Annotated in this window: 12 protein-coding genes; all 12 read right to left on the bottom strand. The window is 37.5% G+C overall.

Annotation, left to right across the window (positions count from 1 at the left end):
* Positions 1 to 103: 103 nt before the first annotated feature.
* The 12 genes from alaS to mutS all read right to left on the bottom strand — a co-directional run bounded on the left by alaS (position 104) and on the right by mutS (position 17,610).
* Positions 104 to 2,743 (bottom strand): alanine--tRNA ligase, encoded by a 2,640-nt coding sequence (gene alaS / locus AB3219_RS07285; RefSeq protein WP_216753446.1) that lies wholly within the window; start codon positions 2,741 to 2,743, stop codon positions 104 to 106.
* Positions 2,744 to 2,992: 249 nt separating this feature from the next.
* On the bottom strand, positions 2,993 to 4,369 hold the full coding sequence (locus tag AB3219_RS07280; protein ID WP_216753445.1) for a DEAD/DEAH box helicase: 1,377 nt from the start codon (positions 4,367 to 4,369) through the stop codon (positions 2,993 to 2,995).
* A 3-nt stretch (positions 4,370 to 4,372) separates the two neighbouring features.
* A complete protein-coding gene (locus tag AB3219_RS07275) occupies positions 4,373 to 5,338 on the bottom strand; it encodes a bifunctional oligoribonuclease/PAP phosphatase NrnA (protein ID WP_216753459.1) in 966 nt (321 codons plus the stop codon).
* Between the two features lie 96 nt (positions 5,339 to 5,434).
* Entirely contained in the window at positions 5,435 to 6,559 is a 1,125-nt protein-coding gene (dinB, locus tag AB3219_RS07270; protein ID WP_216753444.1) for a DNA polymerase IV, read from the bottom strand.
* Positions 6,560 to 6,660: 101 nt separating this feature from the next.
* Entirely contained in the window at positions 6,661 to 8,151 is a 1,491-nt protein-coding gene (zwf, locus tag AB3219_RS07265) for a glucose-6-phosphate dehydrogenase (RefSeq protein ID WP_216753443.1), read from the bottom strand.
* 123 nt (positions 8,152 to 8,274) lie between these two features.
* Positions 8,275 to 8,694 carry a preprotein translocase subunit YajC gene (gene yajC / locus AB3219_RS07260; protein WP_260365224.1) on the bottom strand — a complete coding sequence of 140 codons (420 nt, stop codon included), beginning with the start codon at positions 8,692 to 8,694 and terminating at the stop codon, positions 8,275 to 8,277.
* Between the two features lie 62 nt (positions 8,695 to 8,756).
* Entirely contained in the window at positions 8,757 to 9,899 is a 1,143-nt protein-coding gene (gene tgt / locus AB3219_RS07255; protein ID WP_216762437.1) for a tRNA guanosine(34) transglycosylase Tgt, read from the bottom strand.
* A gap of 34 nt (positions 9,900 to 9,933) precedes the next feature.
* Positions 9,934 to 10,968: a tRNA preQ1(34) S-adenosylmethionine ribosyltransferase-isomerase QueA gene (queA, locus tag AB3219_RS07250; protein WP_057807078.1), complete on the bottom strand. Its 1,035-nt coding sequence runs from the start codon at positions 10,966 to 10,968 to the stop codon at positions 9,934 to 9,936.
* 335 nt (positions 10,969 to 11,303) lie between these two features.
* Positions 11,304 to 12,323: a Holliday junction branch migration DNA helicase RuvB gene (ruvB, locus tag AB3219_RS07245; RefSeq protein ID WP_216753441.1), complete on the bottom strand. Its 1,020-nt coding sequence runs from the start codon at positions 12,321 to 12,323 to the stop codon at positions 11,304 to 11,306.
* A 19-nt stretch (positions 12,324 to 12,342) separates the two neighbouring features.
* On the bottom strand, positions 12,343 to 12,936 hold the full coding sequence (gene ruvA, locus AB3219_RS07240; RefSeq protein WP_057807074.1) for a Holliday junction branch migration protein RuvA: 594 nt from the start codon (positions 12,934 to 12,936) through the stop codon (positions 12,343 to 12,345).
* 67 nt (positions 12,937 to 13,003) lie between these two features.
* Positions 13,004 to 14,956 (bottom strand): DNA mismatch repair endonuclease MutL, encoded by a 1,953-nt coding sequence (gene mutL, locus AB3219_RS07235; protein WP_216753440.1) that lies wholly within the window; start codon positions 14,954 to 14,956, stop codon positions 13,004 to 13,006.
* A 14-nt stretch (positions 14,957 to 14,970) separates the two neighbouring features.
* Complete coding sequence (mutS, locus tag AB3219_RS07230) at positions 14,971 to 17,610, bottom strand: DNA mismatch repair protein MutS (RefSeq protein WP_216753439.1); 2,640 nt, start codon at positions 17,608 to 17,610, stop codon at positions 14,971 to 14,973.
* Positions 17,611 to 17,777 lie beyond the last annotated feature (167 nt).

Genomic DNA, 17,777 nt, shown 5'->3' with positions numbered 1-17,777 from the left:
ACTGTCATCAAGGTAATTCTACCCGATCACCAAAAAAAGTACAAACAATGAAGGCTAATGTAATCAATTCGTAACACCGTTTTAGTCAACTAGCAACAAAAAATCACTTTTCTGTTAACCAATCAATTCCATCGGCTAAAGCTTGTTTGAGTCCAGCTGGATTACTTCCACCAGCCTGTGCTAAATTAGGACGGCCACCACCGCCACCATTTATCTCCTTAGCAATGGCTTTAATCAAGTCTCCAGCCTTTAATCCCGTTTTAACTTTTTCATCGGAAATGGCAACTAATAAGTTGGCTTTTTCGCCAACCGTTGTTCCAAGAATTAACACATCAGAAATTGCGCGTTGTTTCCAATCATCAGCCAAATCACGAAGTTGTGCCATTCCAGAAACTTTGATGATATCTGCAACTACAGAATATTGACCAGCCTGTTTAACATTATCGAAAACTCCAGCAGCTTCTTGTTTAGCCATCTTTGTTTCAAGATTAGCTATTTTTTGGGTTAAACTCTTTAAATTTTCTTGTAACTGAGCTACTTTAGTTGGCGTATCTTTAATCTGAATGGCCTTAACTTGCTGCGCAGTTTCTCTAAGTAATTTTTCGTGGCTAACCAAATACTCATAAGCTTCTGCAGATGTAACAGCCTCAATTCGACGAACACCAGCACCTACACCGGACTCAGAAACAATTTTAAACAGGCCTAATTCATTGGTGTTTTTAACATGATCTCCACCGCAAAATTCAACTGAATAATCACCAACACTCACAACGCGAACTTTTTTACCATATTTTTCACTAAATAAAGCAATTGCTCCGAGTTTTTTGGCAGATTCAATATCAGTTTCTACAGTAGTCACTGGAATTTCCGCAAAAATCTTTTGGTTAACAATTCCTTCAACTTTTTGAAGATCTTCTGAGGTAACCTGCCCAAAATGAGTAAAGTCAAAACGTAAATAGTCTGGCTCAACTAATGAGCCTGCCTGTTTAGTATGTGAACCAAAAACATCTCGTAAAGCCTGATCTAACAAATGCGTCGCAGTATGGTTTTTTTCAACCTTACTATGAAAATGAGGATCTACTTTTAGCGAATAAGCTTGTTCCGTTTCTAGTGGCTGCAGCACCTTAACCGTATGCAGATTTTGTCCATTAGGTGCATGTTGAACGTCTTTTACTTCGGCTACAACATTACCATGTTCATCCGTAATTGTTCCCTTATCAGCAACCTGACCACCCATTTCAGCATAAAACGGTGTGACATCAAAAATGAGCTGTGCTTCACCTTTTTGTGCGGAACTCACAATCTTTTCGTTCTGAATAATGTCCTTTAAGACACTATGTTCAACCTCTAAATCAGAATAACCAACATAACGACTTGGCGTTTTAATGTCTGTTAGAAGATCAGATTGAACACCCATGGACACCTGATTACCTCGAGCTGCACGAGCACGTTGTTTTTGTTGTTGCATTTCTGCTTTAAAACCATCTTGATCAACTTCTAAGCCTTCATCATGAGCATACTCCATCGTTAGATCCAGTGGAAAACCATAAGTATCAAAAAGCTTAAATGCATTACTACCAGAAATTTTAGTCTCATTAGCTGCTTTTGTTTTCGCAATGATTTGATCGAGTAAATGAACACCATCATTTAAGGTTTCATTAAAACGACTTTCTTCAGATTCAACAACCTTGGCAATATAATCCTTTTGCTCTAAAACTTCTGGATAATAAGATTTCATGATTTCACCAACGACAGGAACCAACTTGTATAGAAAACTTTTTTCAATTCCTAATTTTTGACCATACATTACGGCTCTCCGGATTAAACGTCGAATAACATAGCCACGTCCTTCATTTGAAGGTAACGCCCCATCGCCAATAGCAAATGTGATTGCGCGCGCATGATCGGCAATAACCTTGAATGCCACATCTTGTTCCTTATCGTCATTGTAAGTTTTTCCGCTGAAAGTTTCTGTTTTATGGATTAAAGGTAAGAACAAGTCAGTTTCAAAATTAGTTGGTGCATTTTGAAAAATGGAAACAACCCGTTCAAGTCCCATCCCCGTATCAATGTTTTTATGGGGCAACGGTTCATAGGAACCATCTGGTTTATGGTTAAACTGTGAAAAGACAATATTCCAGATCTCCAGGTAACGTTCATTTTCACCACCAGGGTAATTTTCTGGATCATCAGCAGCCAAATTATTGAAAGATTCACCACGATCATAGAAGATTTCAGAATCAGGACCACTAGGACCCTCACCAATATCCCAAAAGTTATCTTCCACCGCAATAATATGATCCGCGGGAACTCCTACAGCCTCCCAGTATTTCTTAGCATCCGTATCCTTAGGATAAACTGTAATAAACAACTTATTTGCGTCCATTGCGAACCATTTAGGACTCGTTAAAAGTTCCCAAGCCCAGGTAATGGCTTCTTCTTTAAAATAATCACCAACGGAGAAATTGCCTAACATTTCAAATAAGGTATGATGACGCGCTGTATGCCCCACATTTTCAATATCGTTTGTACGAATACTTTTTTGAGAACTGGTCAAACGTGGCACTTCTGGAACTACACTACCATCAAAATATTTTTTCATTGTAGCTACTCCAGAATTAATCCATAACAGCGTTGGATCGTCATGAGGAACTAATGAAGCACTAGGTTCAATAATATGACCTTTAGATTGAAAAAAATCTAAAAACATTTGTCTGATTTCACTACTTGATTTCTTTTCCATATCTTTTCCCTTTCTAATCACATAAAAAGACCGTTGCTAGTAAAGACGCCTTAGCGCGGTACCACTTTACTTGCAACGATCTTGATCGTTTACCTCTTAAGCTCTTTAACGCAGAGTCGCGAATCTTCTTATAAGGTAGCCTTAAAACCATAAAATCGTTTTTCACATTAGCCAAAACGTTTCTGAAATTTTATTAATTTTAATATGTCCTTAACCAAAAACTATTATATTGCAGAAAATAACTGCTTGTCAATGCTCCCCTGAATTTCGTTTAGCACGATTCTGTTTAATTTTCTGTCGTTTTGTTTTAAGAAATTCTTGATGTTTAGCAACTCGTCGATCTCTTTGATCTTGAATTTCAATTGCTTTTTTAATACGACGTTTATATCCAGGTTTAACCTTGCGTTTCTTCTTTTTAACCATTCCAACCATTGTAGGATCCAACTTATGATGATCTTTAACACGTGTTGTTCGGCGATTACGGTCGTAGGAATCAACTACTTCACCATTTTTAATTGCCTTAGGTTGAAACTTGACATCTAATTTTTCAATTTCTGAAACCTTAGCCTCTTCGCCGGGTTCATACAAAGTAATTGCTATCCCTGACATACCATTTCGCCCAGTTCGACCAACACGATGGATAAAGAAGTCCAAATCATCAGGAATACCATCATTGATTACCATTGAAACGCCCTCGATATCAATTCCTCGGGCAGCCAAATCAGTTGCAACAACAAATTGGAAATCAAGATTATGAATCTCTTTCATGACACGTTTTCGTTCGCGAGGTGGGACGCCACCATGGACTTTGGCAACTTTTAGACCTTTATTTTTTAAATAATAAGTTAATTCATCAACACGCTCTTTGGTATTACAAAAGATAAGTACAAGGTAAGGTTCTCCAATAGTTAAAAGTTGATGAATCACGTTATTTTTACCCTTACTCTTGGTAGAAATCAACCAATTCTCAATTGTTGGACTAATTATACTTTGTACAGGGATTTCCTCAATGACTGGATTAACCATATATTTCTTTAAAAAGATATTTAGTGAATGCGGAATGGTTGCCGAGAAAACCATCATCTGTAGTTTTTTAGGCAAACTTGCGGCAATCTTATCCACTTCATTTAAGAAGCCCATATCAAGTGTCATATCAGCCTCGTCCACCACAAACTGGGCAGCCAAATGAACATCCAGTGCTTGACTACTAATCAAGTCCCAAACTCTTCCAGGTGTCCCAATAACCACTTGTGGTTGACGGTGCTTTAACTTTTTAATTTGCCGTTTTTTATCTGTTCCACCAACATAGTTTCCAATTTCAATCTCGCTATCAGAAAATTTCACCAGTTGTCGTGCAGCAGTATGAATTTGATAAGCAAGTTCACGACTTGGTGTCGTAATAACAACCTGCACCTGTTGTTTTTGAGGATCAATATGATTCAAAATAGGCAATAAAAAGGTATGTGTTTTGCCACTACCCGTTTGAGATTGCCCAATCACACTTTTTCCTGCTTCAATCACTGGAATCAACTTTTCTTGAACCGGTGTTGGTTGATTAAAATTAATTTCTTTTAATGCGGTGAGCAGAAATGGTTGCAAATTAAACTCTGTAAAACCGTTTTTCATTAATTACTCCTTCTTGTTCTTCTTCTGATAAGCAGTGGCAATTTCGGCCAATTCATTTTTGATGACCTTTACTTCATCTAAGTCTTTTGCTTTTGCCCCACTTGCTAAAGCATGACCGCCTCCATCATGTTTTTTAGCAAGTTCATTAATTGTTGGACCTTTTGAACGTAAACGTACACGATAAGTTCCATCTCGTTGAATAACAAAAATTGCCCAACAAACGACAGAATCAATTTTTCCGGGGAGCGGTACGACTCCCGCGGTGCCCGCATCCTTTAAATCAAATTTATCCAATACTTCTGCGGTCAGACAAACTGTAGCCGCCCCTGCATCCGTAATTTCTAAATTTTCGTAAACATAAGCAGAAAGACGTGCCACTGGTAATGCAATACTATCTAACTTCTGATTAACCGCCGTTACATCAAAACCTGTTGCCATTAATGAAGCTGCTACACGTAATGTATGTGGCGTCGTCGCTGGATACAAGAAACGACCAGTATCGCCAAGAATACCCGCATATAAAGCTTCAGCGGCTTTTGGCGTTAACTTAAGTTCTTTTTTAAATTGATGATAAAAATCAAAAACCATTTCGGAACTACTGGAAGCATTCGGCAGCACCCAGATTAAATCACCATAGGGATCATCATTTGGATGATGATCGATCTTAATTAATTCTTGGCCATTAGTATAGCGATTATCATCCACCCGGGGCGGATTAGCCGTGTCGGTTACAATAACCAACGCATCATCGTAGTCATCATCATCGGCAACATCCATATTACCAATCCAAGATAAACCACTGATTTGTTTTCCCACTGCTAACACCGTCTTCATTGGGAATGATGCATGAATAATTTCAGCTAAACCAATTTGAGATCCAATTGCATCCGGATCTGGTCGCTGATGTCGGTGAATAATAATTCGTTGATGTTTTTTGATTTGTTCAAAAATTTCTTGCTGCAGTGTCATAATTTCTTCTTTCTGTTTCAAACTAAATTAAAAGGAATGCGTGTTTTCACTTCATCCCAGTATACTAGCTTTTAAGGTTAAATACAAAACAAGAAATCAGTCTTGATTAAATAAAGGCAATGTCATGTTTTCAAAATTCATACCCGCTAAATTTGTTAGTGTAATTCCTAATAATCGAATACCTCGCTGGCTATTTCCAAATTCATCAAATAATTGCCGCGCATAAAAAAGATAGGTTTCTTCGCTATTATCTAAGAATTCTGTGAAGGTTTGCCGTTTAGTAATTGTTTCAAAATCTGAATATCTCACCTTTAAGACTAACGTTTTCCCGTGTTTTTGTTTTTGTTTCATCGTTTCGGCCACTTTTTGGGCCAAGAATTTTAGTTCATCTTCAATTTCTAATTCGGACGTCAAATTAGGATTGTACGTTCTTTCCTTACCAATTGATTTTCGTTCTCTTTGGTATGCCACAGGGCGATCATCAGAACCACGTACATGGTGGTATAAAACGTCCCCAAAACGACCAAAATGATGAATCAACTCCAATTCACTTCTTTTATAAAGATCCTGGCCATTGAAAATTTTTAAATCATGCATTTTGGGAACCGTTTTTTTACCAACGCCGCGAAACTTTTCGATTGGCAGCTTATCTAGAAATTCACGAACATCTTCTGGTAAGACTACTGCCACGCCAACTGGTTTTTGATATTCTGAAGCCAATTTTGCTAAAAATTTATTGTACGAAATACCCGTTGAACAAGTCAACTGTGTCTTAGCATAAATTTCACTTTGGATTTGGTGTGCAACTTCCACTGCACTCTCAATCTGTTTTTTATTATGTGTGACGTCCAAATAGGCTTCATCAAAAGCAACCGGTTCAATCATTTCCGTATATTCAGCAAAAATTTCATGAATTTGATCCGAAACTTTTCGATATAACGTGAAGTCTGGTGTTTTAAAAGTTGCCTCTGGACACAGCTCCAACGCTTTTTGTGCACTCATCGCAGAATGAACACCCTTTTTTCGCGCAAGATAGTTTGCAGTTGCCACAACCCCTTTACCACCAGTTTGGCGTGGATCTCTTGCCACTACTAATGGGTTCAGACGTAATTCTGGATTTTCTCGTTCTTCAATTGAAGCGTAGAATGCATCCATATCCACATGGATTATTTTTCTAGAAGTATTCACATGTATGGGAAGAATCTCAATACTTGCATCCATTTTATCACCCAAATCCAGTTTATCCGAACATACGTTTGAAAGCAAGCAAATGAAAACGGATCTTAGAAAATATTCATTCCAAAATCCGTTTTCATTTTTGTTTAGTTGGTAGCATCAAATATCCATTCTCTATGATCGCGTTTTAATAGATATTGAGATGCTTGCGGCCCCATTGAACCACTAACATAATTTGGAAAATCTGCTTTTTCGCCATCCCAAGCATCGCGGATAACATCAACAATTCGCCATGCTTGTGCAACTTCATGCCAATGCGCAAAGTTGGTCCGATTGCCATCAAGAGCGTCATGAATTAACTTTTCATAAGCTTCTGGAATTTTTGCTTTTTCCGCAGAAGTTTTATGATAATCCAAATGAATTGGCATAATACCATAACTCTGATTACCACTCTTAACATTTAAGTCAAAGTGATAACCCTGATCAGGCTCAATGAACAAGGTCAAGACATTTTGATTCAGATTACTATCATCTGCTCCGGTAGCCTTAAAAATATTTGTCTGAACATTTTTAAACACCACATTAATTTGAGTTGACTTTCTTGCTAATCGTTTACCCGTTCGTACATAGATAGGAACACCCGCTAAAGTCTTATTTTTGGTTTCTAATTTTCCGGAAACAAAAGTTTCAATTTGCGATTGCTCATCTGTTCCTTCTTCGTGTCGATAATCAGATTGAGTACGATCCGCATCTTCGCCATATTGACCACGCACAAAATTATTCAAAGCCTCTTCTTTTGAATAGACTTTAATATTTTGAAGAGCTTCAACTTTGCGATCACGCAATTCTGAAGCCGTATACTCACTTGGTTTTTCCATCGTTAACAGAGAAACAATTTGTAAAATATGATTTTGCACCATATCTCGCAAAGCACCTGCTGTTTCATAATATCCGGCACGTTCCTCAACACCCAGTGATTCTGCCAAGGTGATCTGAATATTATCAATATGTTCTTTATTCCAAAGCGATGAGATCACTTGATTGCCAAACCGTAATGCAGCAATACTTTGAATAGCCTCTTTACCCAAATAATGATCAATTCGATAAATCTGATCTTCAGAAAAAGAAGCAGAAATATCATCATTAAGTTCCTTAGCTGTTTTAAGGTCTCTTCCAAATGGTTTTTCAATAATCAATCGATTATATCCGTGGTCTGTAATTAACTTTTCAGATTTGAGATGAGCCGCAATAGTTCCGAAAAATCGTGGTGCCATAGCTAAATAATAAATTCGATTTCCCTGTAAATTATATTTTTCATCTAGTTTATCGGCCAAATTTCTCAAAGCTACATAATGTTCGGTATCATTCACATTATGTGATTGATAATAAAAATGGCTGGCAAATTTGCGAGCCAACTCGCTATTAGTACGATCTGACTCATGACCATCATCAGCAACTGCGTTCATAACAACTTCATGATAGTGATCATCTGTCCAAGGACGGCGTGCCGTTCCAATAACGGCAAAGTTGTCCTTCAAATATCCTTTTTCATACAAACGAAATAATGAGGGATACAATTTGCGATACGCTAAATCACCTGTTCCTCCAAAAATAATAAATAACGCTTGCTGTGTCATCAAATTTGCCCCGCTTTCACAATATCTGTTCGTTTCAATTATGAAACTTTCGTACAAAATACACAACTTATAAAACTCAAAAAAAATTTGAAACTAAAAAAAGTTTCAAATTTTTTAAACTATCTATTTATTATTTGCATCATCATCAGTTGAATCGTCAGCTGGTGCATCTGGTGCCTTTGTTGCTTCATCATCGGCAGTCTTATCGTCTGTTGATTCTGCTTCATCAGTTGCTTTGGGTGCTGGTTGAACAGCTTCTACGTGATCTACACGCATAATTGCCGTCCGATCAAATACCAAGTAAATTCCGTCACAATCTAATGTCACGGTTTTTGCGTCATTATCGACTTTGTCAACAACTCCGTGTAAACGGCCAATTGTCACAACCTTATCACCGACTTGAAGCTTGCTCATCATTTCTTGATGTTTTTGTTGTTGTTTTTTTTGTGGACGAATCATCATAAAATACATTAATCCAAAAATTAAAACAATAAAAATAATACTTCCGGCACCACCGAAACTTGCATTTGCTCCTAATACCAATATAAACACCTCATTTTCTTTATCTTAACTGTATCAAATATTACTGTTAACTTCCAGTGAATTTAAAAATTCTTTGGATGCGCTTGATTATACCCGTATTCTTCAAAGAAAGCTTCTCTAAATTCCAATAAATTATCATCTTTAATGGCCTGACGCACCTGTTTCATTAAATGAACTAAGAAATAAGTATTATGAATACTAGTTAAACGCAACCCAAACGTTTCGTCGGTTTTCATCAAGTGACGGACATACGCTCTCGTAAAGTTTCGACAAGTATAGCAGTTGCAATTATCGTCAATTGGTGTAAAGTCACGCGCATATTTGGCATTCTTTACCACTAAGCGTCCATGAGACGTCATACAAGTACCATTACGGGCAATTCGGGTTGGCAAAACACAATCAAACATATCCACACCTCGAATTACACCATCAATTAACGAATCAGGCGAACCAACGCCCATTAAGTAACGTGGCTTGTTTTCAGGCAACAACGGGGTTGTAAACTCCAAAACGCGATTCATTTCATCCTTTGATTCGCCTACGGATAAACCACCAATGGAATAACCCGGAAAATCTAAACTTACCAAGTCCTTTGCGCTTTGTTCTCTTAAGGCCTTAAACCCTGCTCCCTGTACAATACCAAACAAAGCTTGCCAATCGGGATTTTGATGGGCCTTTAATCCACGTTCTGCCCACCTGCTTGTTCTTTCTACTGAATTTTTAACGTACTCGTAGCTTTCAAAGAAGGGCGGACATTCATCAAAACTCATCATAATATCAGGACCCAAATCATTTTCAATTTGAATTGCCTTTTCAGGGCTGAGAAACATCTTTGCACCACTGATTTCATTACGAAAATGAACTCCCTCTTCGGAGATATCACGTAATTTTGCTAATGAAAAAACTTGGAAGCCACCAGAATCAGTCAAAATTCCTCTCTTCCAATTCATAAACTTGTGAAGGCCACCAGCTTCTTTCACAATGTCTTCACCAGGTCGTACCCATAAATGATACGTATTTGAAAGAATAATATCAGCACCAATATCTTCGAGTTCTTCTGGTGACATTGCTTTCACCGTTGCCTGGGTTCCTACTGGCATAAAAATTGGGGTAGGAAACGTGCCATGTGGTGTTTCAATTTCTCCCAATCGTGCTCCAGTATGCTTTTCTGTTTTAATTAAATGGTACTTAATTGCAGGTTCCAAACAAATTCTCCATTCTAATCATTTATTTACAGTTCTATTTAATGAACATTGCATCCCCAAAACTAAAGAAACGATACTTCTCCTTGATTGCATGTTGATAGGCATTTAAAATCATATCTCGACCTGTAAAGGCCGCCACTAACATAACTAACGTTGATTTTGGTAAATGAAAGTTCGTAATAAAGGCATCAACCACCTGCCATTGATACCCAGGCTTGATAAAGATATCGGTCCAGCCACTATCTGCCTTGATTTCACCATTAAACTTCGTACCAATCGTTTCGAGCGTGCGAATTGAAGTAGTTCCTGTAGCTATAATACGACCACCATTCTTGCGCACTTCATTTAAAGTTGCAGCTGATTCTTCGCTTAATCGATAAAATTCACTATGCATCTTGTGGTCTTCAATATTAGCTTCATCAACTGGCCGAAAAGTTCCTAAACCAACATGAAGGGTCAAATAAACTAATTTGACACCCTTATCTTCGACCTTTTTCAGCAACTCTTTTGTCCAGTGTAAACCTGCCGTCGGAGCCGCAGCGCTACCACTTTCACGGGCATAAACTGTTTGATAACGTTCTGGATCATCTAGCTTCTCTTTGATGTATGGTGGTAATGGCGTTTCACCAAGCTTTTCCAAAATTTCCATAAAGATACCATCATAATGAAATTCAATTTCACGGCCACCATGTTCTAATTCTTTTATAACAGTAGCTTTTAGTAACCCATCGCCAAATTCAATAACTGTCCCAACCTTGGCCCGTTTAGCTGGTTTGACTAATGTTTCCCATTGATCACCAGTGTCATTATGAAGCAATAGAACTTCCATATGCGCACCGGTTTCGGGTTTCACGCCATAAATTCTGGCAGGCATAACCCGTGAATCATTCATAACCACTGCATCTCCAGCGTGTAACTGATCTAAAATATCATAAAAGTGTTTATCTTCAAGAGTACCGGTTTTGTGATTCAAAACTAGTAAACGTGACTCATCACGTTCTTTAATTGGTGTTTGAGCAATTAACTCATGTGGTAAATCGTAATCAAAATCATCAACTGTTAATGTCACGGTGATTCGCTCCTTTTAGTAATTAAGGTATATTTTGCATTCGCAAAATCTTTTTCAAAAAGGATGTCCAGCCGAGCTACGCCGAAAACCGGCTAGTCGGAATGGCTCCTTTTAGTAATTAAGGTATATTTTGCATTCGCAAAATTTTTTTAAAAGGATGCCCGGCCGAGCTACGCCGAAAACCAGCTAGTCGGAATGGCTCCTTTTAGTAATTAAGATATATTTGCATTCGCAAAATCTTTTTTCAAAAAGGATGTCCAGCCGAGCTACGCCGAAAGCCGGCTAGTCGGAATGGCTCCTTTTAGTAAAGAAAAGTAAACCTTACACTTGCTTTCTTAGTTTGTTCGTTCTTGTGACAGTCCCAAATGTTCATATCCTTTTTCTGTCACTACTCTGCCTCGTGGTGTCCGGTTCAAATAGCCAATTTGCATAAGATACGGTTCATACATTTCTGCAATTGTATCGGCTTCTTCTCCAATATTTGCAGCAATTGTTCCCAAGCCAACTGGTCCACCATGATAATAATTGATCATTGTTTTTAAAATCTTATTATCAATTTCATCGAGCCCTTCTTCATCAACCCGTAGAAAATGCAACGATTTTGTAACAATCTGTTCATCAATCGCTGTTTTATCCGAAACCTCCATAAAGTCACGAACACGTTTTAAAAGACGGTTTGCAATTCGTGGCGTTCCCCGTGATCGACTTGCAATTTCGTGTGATCCTTGTTCCGTAATCTGTGTATTAAAAATATCAGCAGACCGCTTTACAATCTCAGTTAAATCATCAACCGTGTAATAATTCATATGCGCAACAATTCCAAAACGATCTCGTAGTGGCGCCGATAACAATCCTGCCCGGGTAGTTGCACCAATTAGTGTAAACGGCGGTAACGGAAAATGGATAGGATGAGCTGTTGGACCTTGCCCAACCACAATGTCAACAAAGAAATCTTCCATTGCTGAATACAGCATTTCTTCAACAATTTTTGGTAAGCGATGAATTTCATCAATAAACAAAATATCACCCGGTTGTAATTCGTTCAATAACGCAACCAAATCACCAGGTTTTTCGATTGCCGGACCACTTGTTGTGCGAATATGAACGGCCATTTCATTAGCAATAACCATTGCTAAAGTTGTTTTACCCAGACCAGGCGGACCATAAAGTAATACATGATCTAATGATTCTTCTCGTTGCTTGGTTGCCTGAATGTACACTGACAGCTCGTGTTTTACTCGATCTTGACCAATATACTGTGCCAAGGTTGCTGGACGTAGGGATTTTTCAATGGATGCTTCTTCTGAATTTTCATTTTCCCCAGAGACAAGTCGATCATCATCTACATCACTCACTTAACTCACCCCTCCTTCTTTATTTTTTCATTAACAATTTAAGCCCCGCACTCAAATACTGATCGGTGCTCAGTGTCGCGTCTTCTTCCAAATCAGGTTTAATTTTAGCAATATCGCGTGCCGAATACCCTAACGCTGTTAATGCATCTAGTGCATCTGCTAATTGACGGTTGCCAACAGGCTTTTTTACAGTCTGAATTGGATTCTCTGAACTTAAGGTAACTTTACCTTTTAGATCCAGAATAATTTGTTGGGCAGCCTTCGGTCCTATTTTTGGAAATTTCTTAAGATACGCGACATCATCATGATTAATTGCAGAAACTAAACCAGAATGGTCTTCATTTGCAAGGATCGCTAAAGCACTTTTTGGACCAATTCCTTTTACCAATAATAATTTTTCAAAAAGTTCTTTATCTTCTGCATCAAATAATCCATACAAACTAATTTCAGTATCCGAAACTGCCTCGTGAACGTAAATTTTCACTTGTTTTTCTTGACTAATTTCGTATCGATAGGGATTACCAACAAAAAGTTTATAGCCCACACCTTGAACTTCTAAAACGACAAATTCCGGTGTGATTTGAGTTACATAACCAATCAAATATTCATACATTCAAATTTTCTCCATCATCTAAACTAAACATACGTTTGCCTATTAAACATTGTACCATAACTCAACTTTATTCTTGTTCTTCCAATGGTTGATGCGGATCTTGAATACGTTTAAACATTTTTTTCATATCTTCATTTGAAAAATGAACCAATACCGGTCGGCCATGCGGACAATTAAATGGATTTTCTGTTTTTGCTAAATCCTTCAATAACTGTCTTGCCTGTTGATCATCTAAATAATGGTTAGCCTTAATTGCTCGTTTACAACTCATCATAATTGCCGTTTTTTCACGAAACTTAGCTACCGTCATCCGACTATCATTAAGGACATAATCAATCATTTCACGAATTGTGTCTTCTTCTTGACCTTCTTTAAACCAAGTCGGATGCTGATGAATCACAAAACTGTTAGGGCCAAACGCTTCTAGTTTGAGGCCACAACTTGCTAAGACTTCTTCTTTTTCTTGAATTCTTAACATATCACTGGTGGAATAATCTAAGACGATCGGAACCAAGAGATTCTGTGCATCATCAGATACTTCACCAATTTTTTTGCGATAATATTCATAGTTAATTCGTTCTTGTGCTGCATGTTGATCCAAAATATACAAACCATCTTCTGATTCTGCAAATAAAAATGTGCCATGCATTTGACCAACATACTGTAAAGTAGGAAAACGCTTAGTTTTTTCAGTTTCTTGCGTATTTTCCTCTACTTGCTCAGTTGATTCATCTTGAGCTTTACCAAAAGGCAACGGCTGAGGTTCTTTTTCATACTTTTTTTGAAATTGATGAAGAGAATGTGTCTGTAGTTCTGTTTCATGTTTAATAACAATTGGTTCTTTTCCATTCTCGGGTAGCGCACTAAACAATTTATCCGTTACTGATTCTTTCGGCTTAGTTAAATCATTGGTCGGTAAATTTGGTTTTGAATTATCCGAATATTTAACCGATGCTTCATTCAAATTAAACTGAAGTTGATCCGTATTAAGTTTTTGCTTAGTTTTTAAATTTTCAACAGCAGACGGAATCAAATTTTCTTTTGCCAACACAGCATAGATGGTCTTGGATATCAAGGTTTGTAATTGTTTCTCTTGACTAATACGGACTTCTTGCTTTGCTGGATGAACATTAACGTCCACCAAAAGTGGATCCATTTTGATATTTAATACAGCCACAGGATATCGACCGACCATTAATTTAGAACCATAACCCTCAATAATTGCCTTATTCACTTGAAAGTTTTTTACATAACGGCCATTGATAAGAACAGAAATATATTGACGTGATGCACGTGTGAATTCAGGTAGACTGGTATATCCAGAAATGTTAAAGTCCACATCCTGAGCACTAAATTTTACCATTTTTCGTGCATTCTGCACCCCATAAATTCCGGCAATTACTTGTTGGAGATTTCCTCGACCAGATGTGCGTAATAATTCACGACCATCATGACTTAAGGTAAACGCAATTTGTGGGTAACTCAAAGCCAATCGATTCACAATGTCCGTGATATTTGCTAATTCTGTTTGTGGTGATTTCATATACTTTAATCTTGCGGGTGTATTAAAAAATAAGTCCTCAACACTAATATCCGTCCCTTTTCTAAGTGCGGATAAAGTTTTGTCAACGAGCTTTCCACCTTTAATATGAATTTGAGTTCCTGTATCGTTTCCAGTTGACGTTTGTAAAATAACATCCGCAACTGAAGCAATACTGGGTAAAGCTTCACCACGAAAACCTAACGAACGTACTTTAAAAAGATCTTCACGTGTCGTGATCTTACTTGTTGCATGGCGTTCAAACGCCATGGAAACATCCTCAGCGGCAATACCATCACCATTATCCACAATTTCAATTGATTTTAATCCTGACTGTTCAACCAGAATATCAATCTGCGTACTATTAGCATCAATTGCATTTTCCACTAACTCTTTAACAACTGAAGCAGGGCGTTCAACCACTTCTCCAGCAGCAATTTGGTCCGCAAGTACATCAGAAAGTTCATGAATCTTTGCCATTTTATCTCAGCTTTCTATTTGTTTCCCAACTTTTTCTGCCATTTGTATAATTGATTCATAACATCCATTGGTGTCATTGACATCAGATTAGAATTTCGAATTTGGGCAAGTACCTCTTCACCCTGAGTATCGCTCGGAGCTGTCTGGAACAGTGCTAACTGTTCATCAACTTCACTTGATTTATGACTTTGTGTACCGTGCTTCTTTGATACCTTTTGGGGTTGTTTTTCAGATTTTATTTCTTGTTCAACAAGTGCTTGATCTGTATCCTTATTTTGAATTTCTAATCGTTTCAAAATCTTATCTGCTCTACCTAATAATTCTTCTGGCATTCCTGCAAGTTTGGCCACATGAATTCCGTATGATTTATCAGCGGGACCATCCTCCATTTTATGCAAGAATACTAAATCACCATCTTTTTCAACCGCGCCAACATGAACATTTTTTAATTTAGTTAACGTTTGATCTAATACGGTCAGTTCATGATAATGAGTCGAGAAAAGCGTTTTAGCGTGAACATGATTATGCACAAATTCAATGATTGCCTGTGCCAATGCCATGCCATCATAAGTTGCCGTCCCACGACCAATTTCATCAAACAAAATCAAACTCTGCGAGGTTGCGTTTTGAATAGCGCGATTAGCCTCTTGCATTTCCACCATAAACGTACTTTGACCCGCAATTAAATCATCTGCTGCACCAATTCTAGTAAAAATTTGATCAAAAATTGGCAGAGTAGCTGACTCTGCTGGCACAAAACATCCCATCTGAGCCAAAACAACTGTTAATGCTAATTGACGCATATACGTACTTTTACCTGACATATTTGGTCCGGTAATTAGTAATATATCAATATCATTCGACATTTTAACATCATTTGGTACATAGCTTTGTCGACCCATTACTTTTTCCACAACTGGATGTCTGCCGCCAACAATGTCAATACTATGTTTTTTAGTCAAAGTTGGTTTAATAAAGTGATAATTTTCACTCACCACCGCAAAACTTTGTAAAACATCTAGTGTTGCTACTTGTTTAGCCAATTTTTGTAACCGATCAATTTCCAATTTGATTTGTTCACGAATTTTGCTAAATAATTCATATTCAAGGGTTGTTGACTTTTCTTCAGCTTCTAAAATCAAACTTTCCTTTTCTTTTAAGGCTGGAGTAATAAAACGTTCGGCATTAGTTAACGTTTGCTTGCGCTCATAACGGCCTTCTGGTACAGAACTTAAATTTGATTTCGTAATTTCAATATAATAACCAAAGACTTTATTATACCCAACCTTTAAGTTTCTGATTCCCGTAGCTTTTCTTTCGGACGCTTCCAATTCTGCCATCCACTTTTTTCCATTGGTCATGGCATCACGATATTGATCTAGTTGAGCATCGTAACCATCTTTAATCACATTACCCTCGGTAACCGAAATTGGTGGTTCATCCACAATGGCACGGTCAATTAAATCCGCAATATCATCAACTGGATCTAATTTTGCTAACATGGCTCCAAAAACCTTATCATCCAAATCCGCAAGAACATGCTGAATTTTAGGAATTTGGCGTAAAGACGTTTTCAGTTGTATAAGGTCACGTCCATTTACGTTACCAAATGCGACCCGGCCAGCCAAACGTTCTAAATCGTAAACTTTAACCAGCTCTTCTTGCAGATTACTTCGTTCAAAATAGTGATCTAAAAGTTCTCCTACTTTAATTTGGCGATCTTCAATTTCTTTTTTATGAATCAATGGACGGTCAAGCCACTGCTTCAAAAGTCTACCACCCATGGCCGTTCGTGTTTCATCCAACAACCACAAAAGGGTTCCTTGTTTCTTACCAGAGCGAATAGAACGTGTAAGTTCCAAATTATATTTCGAATAATGATCCATTCTCAAAAAATATGATGGTTCATAAGCAACTGCCTTTTGTAAATGAGCCAAACTGCGTTTTTGTGTGACTGTGATATAGGTAAGTAAAGTTTCAACTGTATTTTTTTCAAGAGCTTCATCAAGTCCCTGGGTTAAATAACTTAGTTCCGACTTAACTTCAATCTTGTTTTGATGAGAAACCATAATGTTTAATTTCTTAAATTGTTCTTGCAAACTATCATCAATAGATTGATCAACCACGATTTCTTTGGACTGCAAATTCACAACTTCATTAATAACTGCCTCAATAGAATTCAACTGGCTGGTTTTTAACTCACCAGTTGATAAATCAGCATACGCAAATCCAAACTGATTTGTCTCATCAGCTGTCAAGGCCGTCAGGTAATTATTAGATTTAGCTTCATTAACATTTGAATCCGTGACGGTTCCTGGCGTAATTAATTGAATGACTTCACGTTTAACCATTCCCTTTGCCAAACGGGGATCTTCCATTTGCTCACAAATTGCAACTTTATAACCTTTTTCAATCAAAATATCGACATAATTTTGAACTGCATGATGCGGCATCCCACACATTGGAATGGGATCGACTGCATTATGGCTTCGTGAGGTTAATGTCAGTTCTAAGATCTGTGCACCCTTAATGGCATCATCATAGAAGAGTTCATAAAAATCACCAATTCTATAAAACAAAAAGGCATCTGGATAATCTTTCTTAATCGCCATATATTGTTGCATCATTGGCGTATCGCTTGTTTTTTGTGGCACACTCTCTCCTACTTTCTAATTCTTTATCAATTCATTCAAATTAAAACTTTCTGTCCTATTTTAACATTTTAATTTTAGAGTTCCTACTCTTCCAAACGGACTTTTATGACGTTCCTAATTCAAAATTACCATTTATAATCTTGTAAACAAAAAAGTCTGGAATTTTT

The sequence above is a fragment of the Pediococcus ethanolidurans genome (assembly GCF_964062635.1).
Lineage (GTDB): Bacteria > Bacillota > Bacilli > Lactobacillales > Lactobacillaceae > Pediococcus > Pediococcus ethanolidurans.
Note: the sequence above shows the minus strand (reverse complement) of the source record. Positions and strands in the feature narration are given on the sequence as shown.

Excerpts from the sequence above, each read along its gene's own strand:
- alaS (WP_216753446.1), bottom strand. The coding sequence starts at position 2,743 with ATGGAAAAGAAATCAAGTAGTGAAATCAGACAAATGTTTTTAGATTTT.
- zwf (WP_216753443.1), bottom strand. The coding sequence starts at position 8,151 with ATGACACAGCAAGCGTTATTTATTATTTTTGGAGGAACAGGTGATTTA.
- dinB (WP_216753444.1), bottom strand. The coding sequence starts at position 6,559 with ATGGATGCAAGTATTGAGATTCTTCCCATACATGTGAATACTTCTAGA.
- mutL (WP_216753440.1), bottom strand. The coding sequence starts at position 14,956 with ATGGCAAAGATTCATGAACTTTCTGATGTACTTGCGGACCAAATTGCT.
- ruvA (WP_057807074.1), bottom strand. The coding sequence starts at position 12,936 with ATGTATGAATATTTGATTGGTTATGTAACTCAAATCACACCGGAATTT.
- AB3219_RS07275 (WP_216753459.1), bottom strand. The coding sequence starts at position 5,338 with ATGACACTGCAGCAAGAAATTTTTGAACAAATCAAAAAACATCAACGA.
- AB3219_RS07280 (WP_216753445.1), bottom strand. The coding sequence starts at position 4,369 with ATGAAAAACGGTTTTACAGAGTTTAATTTGCAACCATTTCTGCTCACC.